17 protein-coding genes are annotated in these 22,783 nt (G+C 47.9%); 15 read left to right on the top strand and 2 right to left on the bottom strand.

Annotation, left to right across the window (positions count from 1 at the left end):
- Positions 1-20: 20 nt before the first annotated feature.
- The 12 genes from A3842_RS26080 (at position 21) to A3842_RS26025 (ending at position 16,425) form a co-directional block, all read left to right on the top strand.
- Positions 21-2,693, top strand: a complete 2,673-nt coding sequence (locus A3842_RS26080) for a winged helix-turn-helix domain-containing protein (RefSeq protein WP_074103264.1) — start codon at positions 21-23, stop codon at positions 2,691-2,693.
- A 110-nt stretch (positions 2,694-2,803) separates the two neighbouring features.
- Complete coding sequence (locus tag A3842_RS26075; protein WP_074103256.1) at positions 2,804-3,730, top strand: NAD(P)-dependent alcohol dehydrogenase; 927 nt, start codon at positions 2,804-2,806, stop codon at positions 3,728-3,730.
- Between the two features lie 114 nt (positions 3,731-3,844).
- A complete protein-coding gene (locus A3842_RS26070) occupies positions 3,845-4,087 on the top strand; it encodes a DUF952 domain-containing protein (RefSeq protein ID WP_256701870.1) in 243 nt (80 codons plus the stop codon).
- A 50-nt stretch (positions 4,088-4,137) separates the two neighbouring features.
- Positions 4,138-5,613, top strand: a complete 1,476-nt coding sequence (locus A3842_RS26065) for a protein adenylyltransferase SelO (protein WP_074103254.1) — start codon at positions 4,138-4,140, stop codon at positions 5,611-5,613.
- Positions 5,614-5,636: 23 nt separating this feature from the next.
- The gene (locus A3842_RS26060) at positions 5,637-6,170 is read left to right on the top strand and encodes a DNA topology modulation protein (RefSeq protein ID WP_074103263.1); all 534 of its coding nucleotides are present in this window, start codon (positions 5,637-5,639) and stop codon (positions 6,168-6,170) included.
- A gap of 171 nt (positions 6,171-6,341) precedes the next feature.
- A complete protein-coding gene (locus A3842_RS26055; protein ID WP_074103253.1) occupies positions 6,342-7,568 on the top strand; it encodes an NAD(P)/FAD-dependent oxidoreductase in 1,227 nt (408 codons plus the stop codon).
- 193 nt (positions 7,569-7,761) lie between these two features.
- Positions 7,762-8,664 (top strand): hypothetical protein, encoded by a 903-nt coding sequence (locus A3842_RS26050; RefSeq protein ID WP_178382414.1) that lies wholly within the window; start codon positions 7,762-7,764, stop codon positions 8,662-8,664.
- Between the two features lie 171 nt (positions 8,665-8,835).
- Positions 8,836-9,330 carry an NUDIX hydrolase gene (locus A3842_RS26045; RefSeq protein ID WP_371916024.1) on the top strand — a complete coding sequence of 165 codons (495 nt, stop codon included), beginning with the start codon at positions 8,836-8,838 and terminating at the stop codon, positions 9,328-9,330.
- 46 nt (positions 9,331-9,376) lie between these two features.
- Complete coding sequence (locus tag A3842_RS26040; protein WP_074103250.1) at positions 9,377-12,544, top strand: GNAT family N-acetyltransferase; 3,168 nt, start codon at positions 9,377-9,379, stop codon at positions 12,542-12,544.
- Entirely contained in the window at positions 12,531-13,406 is an 876-nt protein-coding gene (locus A3842_RS26035; RefSeq protein ID WP_074103249.1) for an amidohydrolase family protein, read from the top strand. The genes A3842_RS26040 and A3842_RS26035 overlap by 14 nt, the downstream gene beginning before the upstream one ends.
- Positions 13,407-13,498: 92 nt before the next feature.
- On the top strand, positions 13,499-15,055 hold the full coding sequence (locus A3842_RS26030) for an ABC-F family ATP-binding cassette domain-containing protein (protein ID WP_074087970.1): 1,557 nt from the start codon (positions 13,499-13,501) through the stop codon (positions 15,053-15,055).
- A 248-nt stretch (positions 15,056-15,303) separates the two neighbouring features.
- Positions 15,304-16,425 carry a PTS transporter subunit EIIC gene (locus tag A3842_RS26025; RefSeq protein ID WP_074103248.1) on the top strand — a complete coding sequence of 374 codons (1,122 nt, stop codon included), beginning with the start codon at positions 15,304-15,306 and terminating at the stop codon, positions 16,423-16,425.
- 93 nt (positions 16,426-16,518) lie between these two features.
- Here A3842_RS26025 and A3842_RS26020 read toward each other — a convergent pair whose 3' ends face one another.
- Positions 16,519-17,172: a VOC family protein gene (locus A3842_RS26020; RefSeq protein WP_083609743.1), complete on the bottom strand. Its 654-nt coding sequence runs from the start codon at positions 17,170-17,172 to the stop codon at positions 16,519-16,521.
- Positions 17,173-17,405: 233 nt separating this feature from the next.
- Here A3842_RS26020 and A3842_RS26015 point away from each other — a divergent pair, with 233 nt between their 5' ends.
- Positions 17,406-18,797 carry an ADP-ribosylglycohydrolase family protein gene (locus tag A3842_RS26015; protein WP_074087973.1) on the top strand — a complete coding sequence of 464 codons (1,392 nt, stop codon included), beginning with the start codon at positions 17,406-17,408 and terminating at the stop codon, positions 18,795-18,797.
- Positions 18,798-18,921: 124 nt separating this feature from the next.
- On the opposite strand, the gene A3842_RS26010 is transcribed toward A3842_RS26015, so the two are convergent.
- Positions 18,922-21,510: a glycosyl hydrolase gene (locus A3842_RS26010; RefSeq protein ID WP_074103247.1), complete on the bottom strand. Its 2,589-nt coding sequence runs from the start codon at positions 21,508-21,510 to the stop codon at positions 18,922-18,924.
- Between the two features lie 149 nt (positions 21,511-21,659).
- On the opposite strand from A3842_RS26010, the gene A3842_RS26005 reads away from it, so the two are divergent.
- Positions 21,660-21,830: a CPCC family cysteine-rich protein gene (locus A3842_RS26005; RefSeq protein WP_256701869.1), complete on the top strand. Its 171-nt coding sequence runs from the start codon at positions 21,660-21,662 to the stop codon at positions 21,828-21,830.
- 140 nt (positions 21,831-21,970) lie between these two features.
- Complete coding sequence (locus A3842_RS26000; RefSeq protein WP_074103246.1) at positions 21,971-22,735, top strand: tetratricopeptide repeat protein; 765 nt, start codon at positions 21,971-21,973, stop codon at positions 22,733-22,735.
- Positions 22,736-22,783 lie beyond the last annotated feature (48 nt).

Here is a 22,783-nt window from a genome sequence, read left to right as displayed (position 1 = left end):
ACAATCATTATAATCTAGATATGACAATATCTCTTGTATCTACCAAGCTGTATATCCCCCCGGCCAGGTCAAAAATCGTCGTCCGCCCGCGTCTGCTGGAGCGGCTTAACGAGGGTCTGCAAGGCAAGCTGACTGTCCTCTCCGCCTCCGCCGGTTATGGTAAAACGACACTCGTCAGTGCCTGGCTCTCTGTCTGCGGACAAAGAGCCGGATGGTTGTCGCTGGATGCTGGTGATAATGATCCTGCGAGTTTTCTCACGTATTTGTGCGCCGCTTGCCGGACCATTGGCGTGAACATCGGAGAGGGTATATTTTCCGTGCTTCAATCCCCCCAGCCCCCGCCAATCGAATCACTGCTGACGGCACTTCTGAATGAAATCACCTCTCAATCTGAGCCTTCCATTCTTGTCCTTGACGATTACCATCTGATTGATTCGAAGCCGGTCAATGAAGCCGTGGCTTTCCTGATTGAGCACCTGCCGCCGCAGATGCATCTGGTCATCGCTACACGCGAAGAACCGGTTTTACCGTTGCCGAGGTTCCGTGTGCGGCATCAATTGACTGAACTGCATGCTGCAGACCTGCGGTTCAATGCCACCGAAGCTGCAGAATTTCTAGGCCAGGTGATGGGTCTGATGCTCTCCGCTGAAGATGTCATGCTCCTTGAATCCCGCACAGAAGGCTGGATAGCTGGCCTTCAATTAGCCGCACTCTCTTTGCAGGGACGCAATGACGCCACCAGCTTCATCCAGTCGTTCTCCGGGCGCCACAAGTTTGTCCTGGATTATCTGGTAGAAGAAGTACTGCAGCAGCAGTCTGCAAGTATTCAGGCCTTTTTGCTGTTCACATCGGTCCTGAGCCGGATGTGCGGCCCGCTGTGTGATGCTGTAATGGGCGCAGAATCCGGAGGATCACCTTTTTCTTCCGGACAACGCACCTTGGAATATCTTGAACATGCGAATCTTTTCCTTATCCCTTTGGACAACGAAAGACGCTGGTACCGCTATCACCATCTCTTTGCGGATTTGCTGCGGGAACGTCTGTCTCAAGGCCTTCCTCCATTAGAAGAGGAAGAGAAGAGGACCGTTGCTGAATTGCATATTCGGGCGAGCGGATGGTATGAGGACAATGGATTTGAACTTGAAGCTTTCCACCATGCAGCCGCTGCCGGGGATATCGAACGCGCTGCCCGATTGATGGAAGGAGAGGGGATGCCGTTATTGTTTCGGGGGGCAGTAACTCCCGTACTGAACTGGCTGAATTCCCTGCCGGTGGAAATACTCGATTCAAGGCCTTCATTGTGGGTTATGTATGCTTCCGGACTCCTCATGCAGGGCCGGATAACGAGTGTTGAACAGAAGCTGCAAGCTGCAGAACAAGCGCTGCACGGCACTGTACAGAACGAGAGAACCCGTGATCTTACAGGACATATTGCCTCCATACGTGCTACGCTCGCGGTAAGCAGACACCAGGCTGAACCCATCATGGCCGAATCACGCCGCGCCTTGGACTACCTCCATCCTGACAATCTGCCGGTGCGTGCAGCGGCTGCGTGGTCGCTGGGGTATGCTTATCAGCTCCAAGGAGATCTCAGCCTGGCCGAAACAGCTTATGCGGAAGCCTTGTCGATCAGCAAGAAGATCGGGCACGTGATGATCACTATCATGGCAACCCTGGGCCTTGGAAACATTCAGGAAGCGGAGAACCAGTTACCGGCTGCGGCTGGGAGCTATCTTCGTGTGCTGGAATGGGCTGGGGAACCGCCACTGCCGGCTGCATGCGAAGCACACCTGGGATTAGCGCGGATCTTTTATGAATGGAATGAATGGGAGCAAGCCCTCCTGCATAGCCGGCAAAGCGTCCAGCTTGCGCAACAGTTTGAAGATTCGGACCGGGGGGTGGCAGGCGAGGTGCTGCTCGCGAAGCTGAAGCTTGCACGGGGTGAAGTGAGTGCGGCAGCTGCTATTTTAGCAAAAGCAGAGCTTCTTGCCCGGAAGGAACATTATTGGGCACAGATTCCCCAGATTGCAGCTATGCAAGTGTCGGCTTTGCTTCATCAGGAGAACCTGGATGCAGCTGCTATCCTTTCGGAGCAGCATGGGCTTTCACTCTGCCAGGCAAAGGTATACATGGCACGCGGAGACACTTCTGCCGTGTTGGCGGTGCTAGAGCCAATGCTTAGGCAAGCGGCAGTCACGGGTCGTCCGGACGAACGGCTAAAGGGAATGATTTTTTATGCAGCAGTCCTTTACAGATGCGGAGATAAGTCTGCAGCGACGCAAGCATTGGCTGAAACTATGACAATGGCCCAGCCGGGCGGCTTTATCCGTGCTTTTGTCGACGAAGGGCTGCCGGTCGAAAGGCTGCTGCGCGAAGCAGAGGTTGGTGGGGAACTGATGGATTACCGGAGGAAACTGCTGGCTGCATTTGAAGCCGAGAATCCACAACACAGCCAATTGAGATCTGCTCAGCATGTGCCCAGGCCGTCTCAGCCCCTTATTGAGCCACTGAGCGGGCGGGAGCTTGAAATATTGCAGCTCATTGCACAAGGTCTCTCGAACCGCGAGATTAGCGAGCGGCTATTTCTAGCACTAAGTACTGTTAAGGGGTACAACCGCAATATTTTTGACAAACTTCAGGTCTCGCGGCGTACAGAGGCTGTTGCCCGTGCCCGTAGGCTAGGTTTGTTGTAATGTCATTCAACAGCACTGTCACAGTTTTTGGCGAAAAGCATACTTAAGTATCTACATGATCCTCCCCGCTGAAGCTATACTTATTGCAAATCGACACCGGGGGGAAACTCATGAAAGCCATAGTATGCTCCAAGTACGGATCACCAGAAACACTGCGACTCATAGAGCTGGAGAAGCCTTTGCCCAAGCGCAAAGAACTGCTGATCAAGGTTCATGCTTCAACCGTAACCGCAGGGGATGTTAGGGTACGGACTTTTAAGAGTCCTGCCTTGCTATGGCTGCCTATGCGGATCGTATTAGGTCTAAGCAAACCCAGAAAACCTGTTTTGGGTGTAGAGTTAGCCGGTGAAGTAGTAGCTATAGGCCCTGAAGTGGAGCATTTCAAACAAGGTGATCTGGTTTTTGCTTTAACGGGGATGCACTTTGGCGCCCATGCTGAGTATGCTTGTCTGCATGAAGACGGAATGGTATGGTTCAAACCGGCCAATACGACCTTTGAGGAAGCTGCTGCAGCGCTTTATGGGGGAACCACCGCATTGTATTTTCTTAGAAAAGCAGGTGTTCAAACGGGACAAAAAGTTCTGGTCTATGGAGCTTCAGGCACTGTAGGGACATTTGCATTACAGCTTGCGAAGCACTTTGGGGCAGAGGTAGACGCGGTATGCAGTACAGCAAATCTGGAATGGGTACATTCCTTGGGCGCGGGTCAGGTGATCGATTATACGGTAGAGGATTTTACAACAAGAGGCGGGCGGTATGACATTATCTTCGATGCCTCCGGCAAGCTTCCCAAATCCAGGTGCAAAAAAGCACTGAAGCCCACCGGAGTATATGTTACGGTAGCCGGGCAGGGAATGGCCAGGGTCCGCATCGAGGACCTGCAATTCCTAAAAGATCTAATGGAGACAGGGAAGATAAAATCGGTGATTGACAGGTACTATGCATTAGAACATACGGCCGAGGCCCATCGGTATGTGGAACATGGGCATAAGAAAGGCAGTGTCGTGATCAGAGTGAGTCAGGGCAGCGATTATTAAATTATATAGCTCATCCAAACATCATCCGGCAGGAGGCAGGAGCAATCCGGGTTTTGCTCATGAACGAGCCTGCCGGTAATCAGACTGGATTGTCTGCAATTCGAAACCTCTCCTTTGAAATGGTTGGTCGCACTTCCATTTTTCCAAAGGTTGGTTTCTTTTTTGCATTTTTTGCTGTGTATTGAGGCGTCAAAAGTAAAGGCTGAGGTTAGGTGGGAAGATCTATATAATGAAGGAAGCGAATATCCTCATATCTATGGTGAACTCAATTTTGATGCTGTAGTGAAGTTCGTTGCGTTCGAGCCTAATGTAGATGGCGGTTTTTCGTTGCCTCAAGAATTAGCAGAGCTGCAGTAGTATACACTAGTAGGAAACGAATTACACCTAAAAGAAAACAAGGAGGCACTATGACGGAGAAAAAAGAAAGTATAGATCCCGGGTGGCACTTTGACAATAGTTACTCCAGTCTGCCGGAATCTTTGTTCACCTTACAGAAGCCGACACCTGTCCGCTTGCCGGAGCTGGTTATTTTTAATGATCCGCTCGCCAACTCTTTAGGGTTAAATATCCAGGCTCTGCGCAGCAATGACGGAACAGCGGTTCTCGCAGGCAATGAGGTTCCCGATGGCGCCGAACCTCTTGCGCAAGCTTATGCAGGACATCAATTCGGTCATTTCAATATGCTGGGCGACGGCCGGGCAGTGCTCCTTGGTGAACAGATCAACCCACTTGGTGTGCGAGTAGATATTCAGCTTAAGGGATCAGGCAGAACTCCCTACTCCAGAGGGGGCGATGGCCGGGCGGCGCTCGGTCCGATGCTGCGGGAATACATCATCAGCGAAGCCATGCATGCGCTTGGCATTCCTACGACCCGCAGTTTGGCGGTTGTATCAACCGGTGAGTCCTTATTCCGGGAAACCGAGCAGCCGGGTGCCATTTTGACCCGTGTGGCTGCCAGTCATTTGCGCGTCGGGACCTTTCAATTCGTTGCCGCAAGGGGCAACACAGAGGAGCTCCGGGCTCTGGCAGATTACACCTTGCAAAGACATTATCCGGATGCGGAGGCGGAAGGGAACCGTTATCTGATCCTGCTTCAGGAGGTGGTCCAACGTCAGGCAGAGCTAATTGCCAAATGGCAGCTTGCAGGTTTTATTCATGGGGTAATGAACACCGACAACATGGCTCTTAGCGGAGAAACTATTGATTATGGCCCATGCGCCTTCCTGGACGTTTATGACCCTGCAACCGTATTTAGTTCCATTGATCTTCAGGGCCGCTACGCCTATCGCAATCAGCCCCGTATTGCCGCTTGGAATCTTGCGAGGTTTGCAGAAACCCTTCTTCCGCTGCTGCATGACAACCAGTCGGAGGCTATCCAAATGGCTGAGACTGCCATTGCTGATTTTTCAGTAAAGTATGACCGGATTTGGGTGGCAGGAATGAGAGCGAAGCTCGGAATCTTTAACGAAGAACAAGAGGATATCCATCTTATTGAAGAACTCCTCCGTATGATGCAAACGTATCGTACGGACTACACGAATACTTTTCGTGCCTTGACTTTGGGGAAGCCGGAAGATACCGTCTTATCTGGCACGAAGGAATTTGCCCATTGGCATAAGCTCTGGCAGGCAAGACTTGGAAGACAAGGCGAATCCCCGGCTTCCTCGCAGCAGCTGATGCGCAGCAGCAATCCTGCGGTCATTCCGCGGAATCACAGAGTGGAAGAAGCGCTGGAAGCTGCCGTGAAACAAAAAAACTACATTGTTATGGAGCAGCTCCTGAAGGTACTTTCAGACCCGTATGCCTACTCTGACGAACAGACGGATTACTCGACATTGCCGGAGGAAACTGCGCGTCCCTATCGAACCTTTTGCGGAACCTGATTTGCTGGCTCTTAGTCTATTTCATGAAAGGAGAAACTGTGGAAAGGATACTGGTTATTGGCTCGGGAGGATCGGGGAAATCTACACTTTCCCGGAAGCTTGGCGGCATTCTTAAGCTTCCGGTTATCCATTTGGACACCTATTTTTGGAATGCGAACTGGGTCCCCAAAGAAAATGCAGAATGGGATCAGATCGTAGAGCGCTTCACTTACGAAGATCAATGGATCATTGACGGCAACTATTCCAGGACGATGGATAGCAGAATAAAGAGAGCAGATTTAATTGTTTTTTTGGACATGCCCAGAGTTCTATGTATGTACCGGATATTTAAACGGCGTATCATGTACCACAAGAAGTCCAGACCTGACATGAACGAAGAGTGCCCGGAAAAGATAGACTGGGCTTTTGTAAAGTGGGTTTGGAATTACCGGACAAGAAGCCGCAAGAACACGATAAAGAAACTGGAACATATCCAGAAACCACAACAAGTCATTACTTTGAAAACAAGAAAACAAGTAGATGAATTCATCAGGTCGCTGGAACAGAACCCAAATTAGTTGCTTCAACAGGAATCGAGTCAGCGGAAGACCCCTACATTCTAGGGGCAAATGCATCCCACTTGCTCTATATCGGCAGAAAAAAATAAAGCTTCAGCCTGCAGTAAACCGTATGAATCCTAACAACCGGGTAATAATAAATTCCAGTCTGTTACTTGCAGGGGGAATTCCATGAACTTACAATCGGGAACTTATTATTGGCCGACCACCTTTCCAGATGCTCCGTCCTACCCTCCTTTGAAGGAGAATGTTACTTGTGACGTGGTGATTATCGGCGGAGGAAGCTCCGCAGCGCAATGTGCGTATTACTTAGCCGACAGAGGCCTACAAGTCACTGTTTTGGAAAAAGGGACTATAGGCAGCGGAAGCACGAGTACGAACACCGCTATCATTCAATATTCGGGCGAAAAAATGTTCACGGCCCTGGCCCACACCTTCGGGGATGAATATGTCGGGCGGCATCTGAAACTGCTTAAGGAGGCGATCGATGAGATCGAAGCAGCTTCACGGCATGTTGATATCGATTGTGAATTTCGCCGGAGAGATACGCTTTATTCCGCTAGCTGTCACGAGGATGTAGATCGTTTACGGAACGAATATGCTTTTATCAAGCGGCATGGCGTAGAATTGGACTTTTGGACACAAGAGGACATTGAGGCGAAGTACCCGTTCAGCCGGGAAGCCGCGATCTACTCCTACAATGATGGTGAGTTGAATCCTTACAAGTTCACCCATGCTTTGTTTCTGTATGCGGGGCAACAGGGAGTCGCTGTTTATGAGCACACGGAGATGAATGGCCACCGTTACGACCGGGAACAGCAGCGCATGATTATCTACACGAAAACAGGGTATGAGGTGAGCGCCCGATATGTCATTTTTGCAGCAGGCTATGAAAATATGGATATCCGAAAAGAAAAGCAAGCCTCTTTCGTGAGTACCTATACAGTCACCACTGAGAAAGTAGCGGACTTCTCCTCCTGGTATAACCGGACCCTGCTCTGGGAGACGGCACGCCCCTATTTATACATCCGCAGCACCGCCGATAACCGGATTATCATCGGTGGTCTCGATGACAACACCACATTACCAGAGGACCGGGACAGCAAGCTGATGTATAAGAAGGATAAGCTGATCGAAGATTTTAATCAAATGTTTCCCGGCATCAAGGTTGAACCTGCCTTCTATTCCACGGCATTTTACGGCGGGATCGTGGACGGCTTGCCTATCGTCGGAAAATATGATGAATTCCCGAACAGCTACTTCCTGCTCGCATATGGCGACAACGGAACAGTCTACAGCCAACTACTGGCCAAGATTATCGTTCAGGAAATTGTCGAAGGACATAGTCCTGACCTGGAGCTGTATTTGCAGGACCGGCCGCTCCTCATGAAGAATTAATAATAATGGCATGATAATAGCCTGCCAGAATGAAAGACTGCTGATCTAAGGTATCGACAGTCTTTTTTTTTGCTGTTTTTTTGCCGCCTCGGTTTATAAGTATCTGCGTACGTATACCAGAATATGGTATGATTGATTTTATATTAACTTTTTTTTGCTGATATCAGAATCGGAAAATGCGAGGTGCTATCTTTTGTTAAGAATTCGAACAATGATCTTGTCCTTTATTCGCTCCAAACACTTTTGGCTAATAATAGGCGTAGTGGCAGCTGGGTTATTTATCCTGATTGGTGGCATTATCTACATACAAGCCAGTAATGATCAGATATCCGATCAGATATCAACCTATAATGATGTAGCAGTTGTACCTGATGAGCCGGGGGTGAAATTACCTGTCATCAAATTGCCTGAGACGAAAAATTTTAGAAATGCCAGGATGATTGGACTTATTTATTATAACGGCAAAGTATATACCCAAACGGATACAGAAATCGCTCCTGAACGGGCAAAAGATCTACTCGGCGAGAAGCTTGGGACTGCAAAAGGCAATATTGAAGGCTGGGATACTCAAGATGAAAATGATATTGAATTTGCTTCAACGATACATAAGGCAGATGTTTATACGGTAAATGGGTACGATAAGGATTTTAGAATTATGACGTTAGCTGAACAGAATGGAATGGTTAGCCCTGCATTTTATGAGCGCTTAAACGATATTTTTGTAAGAGATGGTGGAGATTTTTTTGGGAGATTTAATATTAAAGGGAATGTAGTTGGTGCCCGATATCAAAGTTATAGTGAGTGGAACAATAGCATGGACCAATATCACCCGATAAAAGATATGGATTTAATAAACACGCTGGTGGATCAGCTGTATCATGCGAATCTTTTATCAAGGGAAATCGTTGGTGATGCACTGGGTGACTTTAGAAATGACGATAAGTATAGACGATTGATCATTCAGCTAAGTGATGGTACGGAGGTGAACTTGAAAATAATTAGAAATGGTTACATCAACTATGGATTTGCAGAGGTGTATTTTATAATCGATAGTGAGATGTTCTGGAAACTGTGGCAAGTTATGCAACCAATTTAACAGTAAATTACACTCCAAGAGGCGTGAATCTCCGGGAGTTCGTTCAATTGAATCAACAGTTAGAAGCTTCTGTCAGAGTTTGGTGGAGGCTTTTTTTCATGAATTATTTTTAGTAATCGTAATATTCTTCCATTTAATAGTATAATTAACGCTAGACGAAGTATGGACAAAATGAATGAAGGAAGGAGTAGTGAAATGGAGGTTTCTCCGAAGCATACTGTGACCGCTGCTGTGGTTGTGATTAATGATCGTAACGAAATACTACTAAAATACGGACCGAAGCGTGGATGGGAAATCCCAGGAGGCAGAGTCGAAGTGGGGGAATCACTGTCAGCTGCAGCTGTGCGGGAAACGAAAGAAGAGACAGGCATAGATATAGAAATCATTAAATTTTGTGGTTTTTTTCAGAATGTTAAGGAATCCGTTTGTAACACCTTATTTATGGGAAGACCCATCGGTGGAGAGTTTAGTATATCGGCTGAAAGCTTAGAGATTAGGTATTTTTCTATTGAAGAGGCACTTGAAAAGATAACCTGGAAGAGTTTCAGAGAGCAAATTGAATATTGTTTACATTATGAAGAGCAATTTTTAGTCGAATATAATAACCGAAATTATAAGAAAAAAATATATTGCGGCGATATTGAGGAAGGTCCGGATTTCATATAGTAAGGCATAGAGTTGCACTATCAAATGAAGATAAGGGGATATGAGTATGACAACCAATATTACTGCTGAACCCATTCGTATGGTTGAATATGATCCTTCTTACGCCGGAGCGCTCGCTGACATGTGGAACCGCAGCAACGAAAATTGGGGCGGGGGTACCAATCTCAGAACAGAGGACAGCATTCGCCGGAAAATGGAGATTTCGTCCAATCTGCATGCTTTTCTTGCCGTCGATGGCGAGGAGGTTGTGGGTTTCTGCAGTTTCGCCCATTACCAGCAAGATGAAGGCGCCTTGTATGTACCGCTGCTAAATGTAAGGCCCGATTATCACGGACGTAAGGTCGGCCGCAATCTGATATTGAACGCTGTCCGCAAGACCGTCGAAGCGGGCTGGCCACGGCTGGATCTGTTCACCTGGGCGGGCAATACCAAGGCTGTGCCCATGTATAAGAAATGCGGGTTCTTCTGGGAAAAAAATGATGATTACGTTCACTTGATGAACTTCATTCCAACGATATTACAAACGGAAGCGCTCACACCGTATTTCGAGGAGCTTGACTGGTACGCAGACAGCACCCGTGAACTTGTGATCGAACCGGATGGCCGCCATAAGCACGGCTTCGATTTTCTGGACTATACGTGGCATAAGGGAGAACTGGCTTTGCGGGTAGAATTTGAGACGACGGGCCGCGGGCTGACCGCTCTGGATACGCCAGAATATGCGATCTCAACAGAGATCGAAGAGCATAACCTCGTATTTGGTTCTGCTTACAAGGTCCGCTACCGAATCGAAAACCGCTTGGCAACCGAGCTTTCAATAGAAATCAAGGGGCAGAACGACAAGAATATCCGTTTTGCCCTGGATATCGCCCGAACGATTGCTCCGGGAGAAGCGGTAATCGTGGAGGGGGATTTCCAGCTCGACCCGATCCTGGAGGAGCAGAATAACAAGAAGACCCATCCTGTTGTCAAGAGCACTTGGATCATCAGTGGCAGACGGGCCGAGTTCCGTATGGGCATCGATCCGAAATTTCCGGTCAAGATGCAGATGGTACTGCCAGCCAAAGAACTGCATCCGGGTATTCCGGCCGAGCTGTATCTGAATGTGGAGAACAATTTCACCTCACCAGCGGAGTTCACTTTTGACTGGCCTGAGGATAAAATCGTGGAATGGGCTGAACGTTCGGTCCGTATCACCATACCGGCTAATGGCAAAACCTCTATTCGGGTACCCTTCACCTTGCAATCATACGGTCTTTACTCTCACGAGGTTCAGGTCACAGCGGTTCCGGTAAACGGTAAGCCAGTTATTTTTACAAGCAAGCTGTCCGTACTAATGAAGGGAACAGAGGGGCGTTACGGAGGACAGAATGGGGAGCAATGGGTCGCCGTGAACGGTGCTTTTTCGGTTCACCTTCACAAGCTAAGTAATAGCATGTGGATCGAATATCCGGGCTCCCGCCACAACTTTTGGTGGAACTATCCCAAGCTTGGAAAGCCGTTCGCGGAAGAATTCTCGAAGAAGCAAGCTACAGAAGTGAAGATCTATCCGGAAGGAGAGAGTCAGGTTCTGGAAGCCCTGTACGAGTCGGAGAACTTTTCCGGTCTGCAACTGAAATCCGTAACCAAGCTGATTGCAAGCGGGATCGCCGAATTTCATTATGAAGTAATGAATAGCAGCATCGAGCTGGAGGAGAACGTATATTTGCTGACGAACTTCGGTTTCTTCGGCAATCGGCTCATTCTGCCGTATCAGGGCCGTTATGTCGATATGGGCGAGGCGTACGCTGGCAGTCCGGATCATTGGGACAGCGCTCAGATCTCGGAGAACTGGCTGTTCAACAAGGAAGAGGACGTTGCCTGCGGGATCTGCTGGGACCCTTCCTTGAAGCTGCTTCGCTCGGAATATCCGCTCGGACTAGAGCATGATCTCGGCCGAATCGCTCCCGGAGCAGCAGTGAAGACGAAGCCGACGATATTTGCGCTGAACACCTTCGCTAACTGGTCGGATTTCCGTTCCTTCGCCCGTAAATGTCCGGCTCCGGTTGTACCTGTGCTGGATAATCATCTCGAAATTGTGCTTGGAGGCGGCAATCCATTCAAGTCGCCGGTACTTCATGCGGAGCTGATCGAACGAAAGCTGCTTCCGCTTGCCGGGGAATTCGAGCTTTATGTCCAATGTGATGGGGAAGAAGAGCAAAGAATCGCGAGTGTTGTGCTTCGCCCAGAGCAGAACCTGCATTCTGCAAATGTGGAGTTCTCTCCTGAGGACAAGAGGGTTCAGGGAACCGGAGAATCCACTTGGAAAGTGCGTGCCGTCTATCGCGGTGAGGATCGGATTCAGGAACGCTCAGCAATGTGGTTCCCTCAGACAGATGCGAGTGTCAGCTGTGAAACTCAGGAGGGAACGGCCGGGACATTATATACAGTGAACAACGGCGTCCTCTCTATAGCGGCTGACCCCGGATTCGGCAGTGTTGTGCATTCCTTGAAGCACCAGGGCGAAGAATGGCTGGATAGCTCGTATCCTGTACCGGCTCCGCGTTCCTGGTGGAATCCCTGGTATGGCGGACTAGGCGTACATATTCCCGGAATGAATGGCTTTAGCCGGCAGCAGGAGCCAAGACATGCGGCATGGGCGGAATGTACGGATGATCAAGGCAACGTCTGGACAGGACTGAGTCTAACCACCCGGATCGAGCAGCATAAAATGTATCGGGGAATGTCGATCAAGCAGTTCTACCTTATGCTGCCAGGTGTTCCAGTCCTCTGTATGCTGCATTCGGTCACCAATGAGAGTGGTATGATGCTGCCAGAGTATAAGTTACAAGAGTCTCATTTCTTCCGGCCTTCACCAGCCATCAATGAAGGCTGGATCGAAGTTCCCGGAGAAGGACGATTCCTCACCGGGAACCTGGAAACCGGGCTTCAAGCCAAGGAACTGCTGCGGATTGGCGCTGTTACCCGCCTCAATATGCTACATGCAGTGAATAACTATCCTAATACAAACGCCTCAGCCTATGTGAACAACAAGGTAATGGAGTATGGTACGGAACATCAGCTTGCTCTTGTGAACGGGGAGACTGCCATGACACAGCCGACCTTTCTGATCCTGGGAGGAATCGCGCTGAATCCAAAGGATATCCAGAGCCTGCTTAAGCTGAAGTTCGCCAGTCCAGCCGTAGATAAGGAGACCTTACATGCCGATCATTGATATTCATATCCATCTCTCCGATATCGAGAGCTTTCGCCAGACAGCAACGGATCTGTCCAAGGTTGATTACACGGCTGCAGGCCTTAAGGCGGAGTTTGACAAGAACGATGTCATTCTTGGTATTGGAATGGGTGTGACAGAGCAGACCAAAGGAGCTTTTCCCGATTCCAAATCACCTAACCCGATGGGCCTTGATCTGGAAGAGAGTGTCCCGCCGTTTCTGATGGAATGCGTCGGCATCAATCCGAATCTGCTCACCGGGAAGCAAGCCCGGCAGGAGCTGGACCGGATCGAAGCACGGCTGCAAGCGCCGGAGGTGGCGGGGATCAAGTTGTATGCCGGGTATTACCATCATTATGTCTACGACAACATCTACACACCCGTGTATGAACTGGCTGCGAGGTACGGCGTTCCTGTGGTCATTCATACCGGTGATACCTATTCGATGAATGGATTGCTGAAATATTCGCACCCGCTTACCGTAGATGAATTAGCCTATCAGCAGCGCGGGGTGAACTTCATGATCTGTCATTTGGGTGATCCCTGGGTCATGGACGCTGCCGAAGTGGTGGCCAAGAACCCGAATGTTTATGCTGATTTGTCCGGACTTGTCGTCGGTGACCGGCCTCATTTTGAACGGTTCATGAATGAACCGCTATTCATGGACCATTTCCGCAGGGCGTTGGTGTACTCGGATCACTATGAGAAAATGCTCTTCGGAACCGACTGGCCGCTCGCACCGATCGGCTTGTATGCTGAGTTCGTCCGCCGGCTTGTGCCCGAGCAGCACCACGAGAAGGTGTTTTATCAGAATGCCATAGGGCTGTTCCCGCGCATTCAGCAGCGGATAGCGGAGCTGTGAAATTGTGATTTTTTAAAACCTGTCTGGAGTTGTGCCGCTTTAGCCTTTATAATATGACAAGAGTACAGTATAAAGGAAAAGGTGTTTATTACATGAGCATATTAAATGTTGAAAAGCTGAGTCACGGATTCGGTGACCGCGCGATTTTCACCGATGTATCATTCCGTCTGCTAAAGGGCGAACATATCGGACTGATCGGAGCCAATGGTGAAGGTAAATCCACCTTCATGAACATCATCACAGGCAAGCTTCAGCCGGACGAAGGAAAAGTCGAATGGGCAAAACGCATGCGGGCCGGCTATCTGGACCAGCACGCAGTACTGACGAAGGGACAATCGATTCGTGATGTTTTGCGGGGTGCCTTTCAATATCTCTTTGACATGGAACAAGAGATGAATGACATGTACGGCAGAATGGGCGAGGTGTCTCCTGAGGAACTGGAGCAGATGCTGGAGGATGTCGGAACAATTCAGGACACACTGACAAGCCAGGATTTCTATATGATCGATGCCAAGGTGGATGAAACCGCCCGCGGGCTGGGACTGACGGATATCGGTCTGGATAAGGACGTCCATGATCTCAGCGGTGGTCAACGGACCAAGGTCCTGCTGGCCAAGCTGCTGCTGGAGAAGCCGGACATTCTGCTGCTGGACGAACCTACGAACTATCTCGACGAGCAGCACATTGTATGGCTGAAGCGGTATTTGCAGGAATACGAGAATGCTTTCATTTTGATTTCGCATGACATTCCGTTCCTGAACAGTGTCATCAACCTGATCTATCATATGGAGAATCAGTCGTTGACGCGATATGTGGGCGATTACGAGTACTTCCAGCAGGTGTATGAGGCGAAGAAATCGCAGCTTGAATCTGCGTTTAAACGCCAGCAGCAGGAGATCGCGGATCTGAAGGACTTCGTTGCCCGGAACAAAGCCAGTGTGGCTACACGTAATATGGCGATGTCCCGGCAGAAAAAGCTGGATAAGATGGACGTTATCGAACTCGCCAGAGAAAAACCGAAACCGCAGTTCAACTTCAAGGATGCGCGCACTTCCGGCAAGCTTATTTTCGAAACCAAGGAGCTCGTAATCGGATACGATTCTCCGTTGTCGAGACCCCTGAATCTCCAAATGGAACGCGGACAAAAAATCGCGCTCGTCGGCGCGAACGGGATCGGTAAAACGACATTGCTGCGCAGCATTCTGGGCCAGATCCCGGCGATTTCAGGTTCGGCCAGACTCGGCGATCTGTTGGAAATCGGCTATTTCGAGCAGGAGATCAAGGGAACGAACTACAACACCTGTATTGAAGAGATTTGGACGGAGTTCCCGTCATACACTCAGTTTGAAATACGGGCGGCTCTTGCCAAATGCGGTCTGACGACCAATCATATCGAGAGCAAGATCGCGGTCTTAAGCGGTGGCGAGAAAGCCAAAGTCCGTTTGTGTAAGCTGATTAACCGCGAGACCAATCTGCTGGTACTGGACGAACCGACCAACCATCTTGACGTCGATGCGAAGGACGAGCTGCAGCGTGCGCTCAAAGCCTATAAGGGCAGCATTTTGCTGATCTCGCATGAACCCGAATTCTATCGTGATATCGTGACAGAAACGTGGAACTGCGAATCTTGGACGACAAAAGTATTTTAAAACAACCTGCAGGAATGCGGGTTTGACCGGTGACCCGTAAGATGGAAACTTTGAAAAAAGTGACCCTCTTGCGGGTCATTTGTCTTTGAAGTATAGGTGCCGTATATCTGAAATCCGCCTTAGCCTGCATGAAATGCACTAATTATTGGGGTGCCTTACCCGCAGACCACTATGCTATAGTAGACGTCGAAAGATTGGCTGAAATCTATTGTCAGTCAGATATCACCATAAGGACGCAGGGGGATCATATGGAAGTACATAATCAGGCAACATCTGTGCAGCACTCCAAAAAGAGCGCGGTTAATATCATAATTGACGGCATCTCTGGAATCTTTCTTCCGATTGTTAATATTCTGAGTGCAGCAGGCATTATGAAAGGGTTATTGGCTGGCGCGGCGGCGCTGGAGCTAATCAGTAAAACAGAAGGCACGTATACAGCGCTGAACGCGATGGCGGACAGTCTGTTCTACTATCTTCCCATTCTTCTGGCATATACAGCAGCCCGAAAATTTGGGGCAAATCCATTTACCGCTGTTGTGGTCGCCGGGGTGTTACTATACCCGAGTCTGACCACTCAGTTTGCAGACCACGAGACGATACAGTTTTTTGGCATGGGGATTACTCCTGTCAACTATCCGGCAAGTGCCATTCCAATTATTCTCGCAGTTGGCTTGCTGGTCTATGTCGAACGAATATGTATTAAAGTGTTACCTGAGATCATTCGTGAGTTCTTTACACCATTGATCTCTATTGTTGTGGTATCCTCCGTGACGCTGCTGGTGTTCGGACCGATGGGCACACTTGCCGGGGATGCGCTCGCCAAAGGGTATAGCTTTGTATATCATCTCAGTCCGGTAGGAGCGGGAATGGTCCTGGGTGCAATCATTCAGCCGATGGTCATCTTCGGCCTGCACTGGAGTCTGGTGCCGCTCGCAATTAATAATATCAGCCTGAATGGTTCGGATACCCTCTTGGCTCTGATGGGCCCGGCCTCGTTCGCACAGGCAGGAGCAGCGCTCGCGATATTCTTCAAAGCCAAAGATAAAAAGTTCAAAACCTTAAGCTTATCCGCTTCCATTTCGGCCTTGTTCGGAGTCACCGAGCCCGCGATGTTCGGTGTGAATCTGCCCTTGCGCAAGCCGATGGTCATTGTATGTTGTGCCGGAGCCGTCGGCGGCGGAATGGCCGGGATGTTCGGATCGTCCGCGATTTCCTTCGCTTTTGCGGGACTGCCGACATTACCTGCTTACCTGGGCGACGGGTTCGGCGGTTTCCTGATCGCCTGTGCGACTGGTTTTCTTATCGCTCTGATTGCAACGCTGCTGATAAGACTGGAAACTGAGCCTGGAATGGATGCAAGAGCTAAGTAAATGACAGAAGAAACAGGCTTCGTCGTCCGAGGGATCGAGCTTGGATGCGGAGCCTGTTTATAATAGATGAGAAGCTAGTTGATGAAATGCCACTCATTCCCGATAGTTTACCGCCTTATGAATTTCAAATTCCCCGTGTCCCTTAAGCAGGACAGAGATATATTGTGGTTCTGCTTTCACATCTGACATAAACCATACTCTTCCTTGTTTCACCAAAATAATCAACCCATTCTCATCACCAACGGCTGTAAATGTTTCACTTTGGCCTCTCCAAGGAGAAAGATTGTATTTCTCTCCAAAAAACGCTGCAGCAGATAATACATCTGGGACAGGTAAGCCGATTTCACTTACGTTCAAAAGACTTTTACCAGAAAACTCATGAGTTGAACTATTATTAAGATTATGACGGGCTATCAATTCCACTATATTTCCGTCGGGATCCTTAAAATAAATCGAGTGGGCGTTCCAATCCTCAAAGAAAATAATTAAATCCCCGTTGTCATCCATCAATTCCACTCTATTTTTAAGCCAATTCATTGCATCTTCAATCTGGTTTTCTGGTATGTTGAATGCAAAATGATATGGTGAATTATGATTACGCTGGTATTCATAATCCAATTGAGAACTCCCAACTGTGAGACAAAATGATTGTGCATCATTCCTACTTATTGGGAGATTCAATACACCCGTGTAGAACTCAATCATCTGATTCAAATTCCTGCAAAAGAGTTTTAGTTTCTTAATCAAAATGGGTATCCCTCCGGGTTCGTCCAACGAATATAGAGTATTAGATTTATTTTACAATGAGACGGACCTGAAAATGTGCAGCTTATCCTGAAATTCTGGGGCAGGAGAACTTAATGCATTTCTCGAATAGTCCTTGATGGAATGCTTTAGAATGTTCTTCTATCATTTGACACATTGAGGTAAGTTGTCAATGAATTAAGAATAAATTCTAATTTGGACAAAGGAGATGCAGCATGCTACCATCACTCACATTTCTTAAACGTCAATTGGAGGGGGTTCTCCGCAATAAATTCGCGCAGGGGCATCAAACCTCGGGTTATTTAGCCAAGCTGGAACAGCTTCCTGCAAGTTATGATGCCTATCTGGAATTCGCTCAGAGCTTGGCTGCCATTCCAATGAGGGATAATTGGTCTTACTATGAGCCGGATGATTTAGAGGAGATATGGCGGGAATGCGATCCGGCCCGACCTCTTGGCCAGGTCGGAATCCTGAATCTGAAGGACAGCTCCAAGCGGGTCGAGGCGGGATTCCTCGCTTCCGTCTGTGGCTCCATGCTGGGCAAACCGATCGAAGTCAACCCCAGCTTGTCGGAATTGCGTCAAGCGCTTACTTCCGTAGGGGAATGGCCACTGAACGATTACATCTCTGATGATATCCTCCATGCGTTGAATCGTCGTCATTGGTCCTGGTATGAGACGACCCGGGGGCGAATTCGTTATGTGGCACCTGACGATGATATCAATTACACATTAATGGGGATGCTTGTGCTGGAGCAATTCGGCAAGGGTTTTACGAAAAGAAATATAAGGGATTTATGGATAAATCATCTTCCGATAAGTACAACTTGGGGTCCAGAGAGATCCATCCTGATTCAATCGGGGATTAGTTATTTGGAGCATGACAGGGAAATATTCAATCACTCTGAAATAGAGGCTTGGCCCGATCTTTTGGTACAGGATACGGAACTATGCGGGGCAGCGATTCGCGCAGATGCTTACGGCTATGCCTGTCCCGGTCAACCCGCGCTTGCGGCTGAGCTAGCTTGGCGGGATGCAAGTTTTACACATCGCCGGACCGGTATTTACTCCACGATGTTCATAGCTGCTGCGATTGCTGTCGCACATGTGCTGCGTGATCCTGTTGAGATCATCAGTACTGCACTGCAATTCGTACCGAGAAGGAGCCGATTCTATGAGATTACTAAGGATTGCTTGCAGATGGTAGCGAATGCAGATAACTGGCTGGAAGCCTATCAGAGCATTAACGATAAGTATGCGAATTATTCCCACTGTCAGGTTTATCAGGAAATAGGCACTTTAATAAATACATTTCGATTTGCAGAACATGTAGGTGACGGGATATGCAAGCAGGTGATGCAAGGCAACGATACGGACAGCTTTGGGGCAACAGCCGGCTCTCTGCTCGGGGTTTATTTTGGTTCTGATGGCTTAGAGTCAAGATGGCTTGAGCCTTTCCAGGACCGGATTCATACGGGGTTATCTAATTTTCATGAGCAAAAGCTTTCCCGTTTGGCCGAGCGGATGGGGCGTTTGCCGGAACTGATGAACACCGGTCAGCATCGAATTCAGCCCAGTGAGCTCTATGTGAACGAAAACACGGATTGAGGCCTTTGAATTTGATTTCATCATAAAAATGTATGAGAAATCAGTTGATTCTCATTTTTGTCTAACATAACAAAAAGGGCTGGAGCAGGGTGAAACCCCGATCCAACCCTTTTTTCTTGCCTGCTTACGGCTCAATCCCCCATACCAGCTGACCGTTCATATACCCGGTAACCTGTTCATTGTTTACGAACTGACTGCTGGATGCACCGAACGAGTAATCATTAGCCTGGTTGTAATTGGACCAGTTGGTTTTGGAGAACCGTGCTTGAATCTCTGCGCTCTGGCCGGGATTAAGCGTTCCTGCCGAACTCGTAAAGCCAATCTCCAGAACATAATCGGCCCCGGCAACCGGAGTCGCCAGTTTAACGAATTTGCTGGTTATATTCGCACCCCCGATACTGGACCAGTCGCACCAAAAACTCTGTTCGTTGTCCCCGTCAATGGTATAGTAATACCGGAGCTTGACATCACCGAGCTGAATTGGTGAATCGCCGGTATTGACTACTTTGAATTTGGGTGAAATTCCGTTGGTAGAAGCACTCGTGCTGCCGTTATAGCTCTGGATCGTCAAGTCTCCCGAAGGAACAGGAACACTGCTGTCCACTACATTTACAGTAAGAACGGCATTATTTCCTCCGTTGAAATGAAAGGTTATCGTATTTTGGCCCAGCGGCAGTGTGGAAAGATAAGATTTGCGCAGAATGGCAGCAGTGCTAGATGCCGTATAATCCTGGCCTGGTATAAGCGTATAATTTCCATTCGTTATACTTGCAAGCTGGAGTCCGTTTAAGGTAAGGGATAGGGAAATATCCTGTGCTAGATTCGCCGCTTTATCAAATGCCGCATTCACGGGCGAAATCGCAGCGCCCGGTGTGGAATCGACAATTTTGACTTTTAATACAGGATCTTGACCTTGGTTAAAATCAAAGATGATCGAATGCTCGCCAACCGGCAGCCCACCCAGGAAGGTTTTTTTTAACAGCAGTGTACTTCCGCTCAAGGTATAATCCTGATTCATGGTCAATGCACTTCCACCTGCCCGGAGAGCGGTTAATGTATTGCCGTTAGCATTCACGGTTATGGCTTTGTCGCTCTGAGACGGCGCATATTTGTCAAATTCAACGTTTGCAGGTGTAATAGACGCGCTTGGAGTGGGATCATCCACCTTAAGATCGGGCAGCTCATCCAGCGTGATTACATAATTACTTTGATACAGTGTTTTCAGAGTAGCCGGATAATTAAAAGCAGTACTCATGAGATGTTCACCATACCACGGTAGGAAATAGAGCCATCCTGACTTTTCCTCGGTCAGGTTCTTCACACTCGGTACGGTATCATTCTCTGTCATCGCAACCATTTTTTTGCCGCCGGTCAAGTCAACAAGCTTATAGAAAATCGATGTAATGGCATCCTCATTGGGCACGCCGGACAAACCGTCATAGCGGTTGTAGATCGTATTGTATTTATCATAACCGACCATATCCACCTGATCGTTGCCGGGATACCATGCGGGAGAAGTGCTATACACATAGCTGTTGTAGGTCCAGATCAAGTTGTGTAAGCCGTACGTCTCCGTAAGCTCGGTGTAGAGCAAATTCCATAGCTGTTTATACACGTCCGCGCCTGCCGAAGCCCACCAGAACCACGCGCCTTCGCCATTCAACCCGCCGTTGCCCTCTGCCTCATGAAAGGGACGGAAGATAACCGGCACCTTGTTATTCTGCAAAATCTGCAGCTGTTCCGCCAAATCCTGGATAGCCATCATTACGTATTGATATTCTTTGGTACCGGGAACTACCGCATTGGCTGTCTTAAAATTGGTTTCTGTCGGCTTGTAGGTGGCTTCCTTCCAATCCACGGGCTGTCCTAGCTGATAGCTGGTGAAATTACGCGGCACAGTGATATGCCAGCTGTTCGTCGCAATCCCTCCCCGGTTATTCACCCAATCGATCATACGGGCAGTTGTACCGTCCTCCCAGCCGTACAGCGGATTATAGTTCATTAGATCAAAGCCGCGGATGGCCGGATACTTTCCGGTTAGATTATGGATCCAATCGAACTCGAGCTCGGAGTTGCCGTCATTTCCACCTCCATAAATCTCTTGCTGGCCGGAGATCATATGTTTGCCGTAGACCTCTGTTAAATAATTCATCAAAACCTGCGTTTCCGGTGTAGCCTTAGGGTCGGTAAGGACAGGCAGCACATCCAAAGGATCAAGAACAGCAACATCGACCGTAAAGGTGTCAAAATAAGCAAATCCCCAGCCGGCCTTTATTTGGATGGTGTTATTGCCTTGGTTCAGCTTTTGAAAGCCAAAATCGAAATTCGACCACGTAGTTGTATAGGGTAGCATATACGAACCTTTGGTAACGCCGTTAACACTTAAAGATTGAAGCCTTCCGTCTGGACTGAGCTCCTGCATATATCGGGTCCGGATGGAATACATACCAGTTTCCGGGACCGCTACGGTGAAGGTTAATGTACCGGAATTCTGCATCCAGACAAATCCGCTTCCAGAGTATCCGGGCTTCGGCTGTCCATAAATTTGCGTCACCACTTGCAGGTCGGAGCTAAGCTGTGCGTTCTCACTTTCAATCGTGAATAGTGCGGGGTTGGTGTTAGTGTCTGCATGGACGGGGGCTGCTGTTACCCATCCAAGCATTAGACTCATTGCCAGCATCAGTACACTTACCTTTTTGAGCCAAGTTTTCATTGTCATCTTCCTTTCGATGTGGAATATGATGAATACCTGTTCAATCTACCGATTCATGATGGCGCTTTCATAGAAAACATAACATATGTATCAATAAATGTAAATATATGGACAATAATAAGTTTTGGACTCTATATTTTGTTAGATGAGTGTATGGAGTTCAATTGGATGAACCTGATTATGCAGGCGGGGCCAATGCAGTATCCTTGAGAAAGGGACAATCAAATTTTCTTAGATTCAGATTTTGTGAAGAGAGATGTATGCTATTTGTAAGAAAACCAAATGAAAATGATATATTTGAAGGGCCAAAGATAAATTAATTCATCTATTCAAAGATTAACTTGTACTTCGAAGAAGTCAGCACCTTCATTAACAACGTATACACACTGCAGGCTGTATGGCCCTTGGTATACAGAGGTTTTTCCAGGATTAAATGAATGAATTTCCGAGGAGGATTATCATGTCTTTATATGAACAAGGAGAAGATCTATATGCAGTGGGCGAGTACAAGGAAGCGTATAGTTGCTTTTTACAATCATATACAAACAATGTTGAAGTTACAGACTCAATGAATTATTTAGGATGCTGCGAGTTAATGGTCGAAAATTATGAAGCGGCGTTAGATTGGTTTATTAGGCTTAGTAAGATGGTGCCGAATTGGGAACGGCCAATTACAAATATAGGGCGTGTATACTTAAAGCAAGGAAGATTTACTGAAGCTTATGAACAATTTATTCGAGCAATTGATGTAAACGATCAATCAGAAGATACGTTCTTTTACCTTGGTGTATATTTCGAACGTATCAATAATTTAGTACAAGCAAAGGAGGCTTATGAAGAATCTTTAAGTATTAATAACGATCAAGAAGAAACAAGAATAAATTATGGAAGAGTGCTTTGGAGGTTAGGTCAACGTGAAGACGCCAAATTAGAGTGTAATAAGCTTCTTGAACAAAATCCATATCATGAAGATGTTTTATGGAACCTTGGATTGATGAATATTCAAGATAGTAATTATTATGCAGCCTTAGAATATCTGGAAAGGCTATTTAACCATAAAGGATTTGATATGGAGTTGTATTTTGAACTTAGTAGGGTGCATTACAAGCTCAGAAACTATATTGAGTCAATAAACTGGATAGAAAGAATACTTGAAATAGAACCCACTAATAAAAAGGCATTAAAACTTAAAGTAATATTAGATGATTGCTCAAGAAAGGCTTAGTAGGCAACCTCTCATTGATATTTCGTAGTATTACCAATTATGTATAGA

Source organism: Paenibacillus sp. P3E (genome assembly GCF_001909045.1).
GTDB lineage: Bacteria > Bacillota > Bacilli > Paenibacillales > Paenibacillaceae > Paenibacillus_AQ > Paenibacillus_AQ helianthi.
Note: the sequence above shows the minus strand (reverse complement) of the source record. Positions and strands in the feature narration are given on the sequence as shown.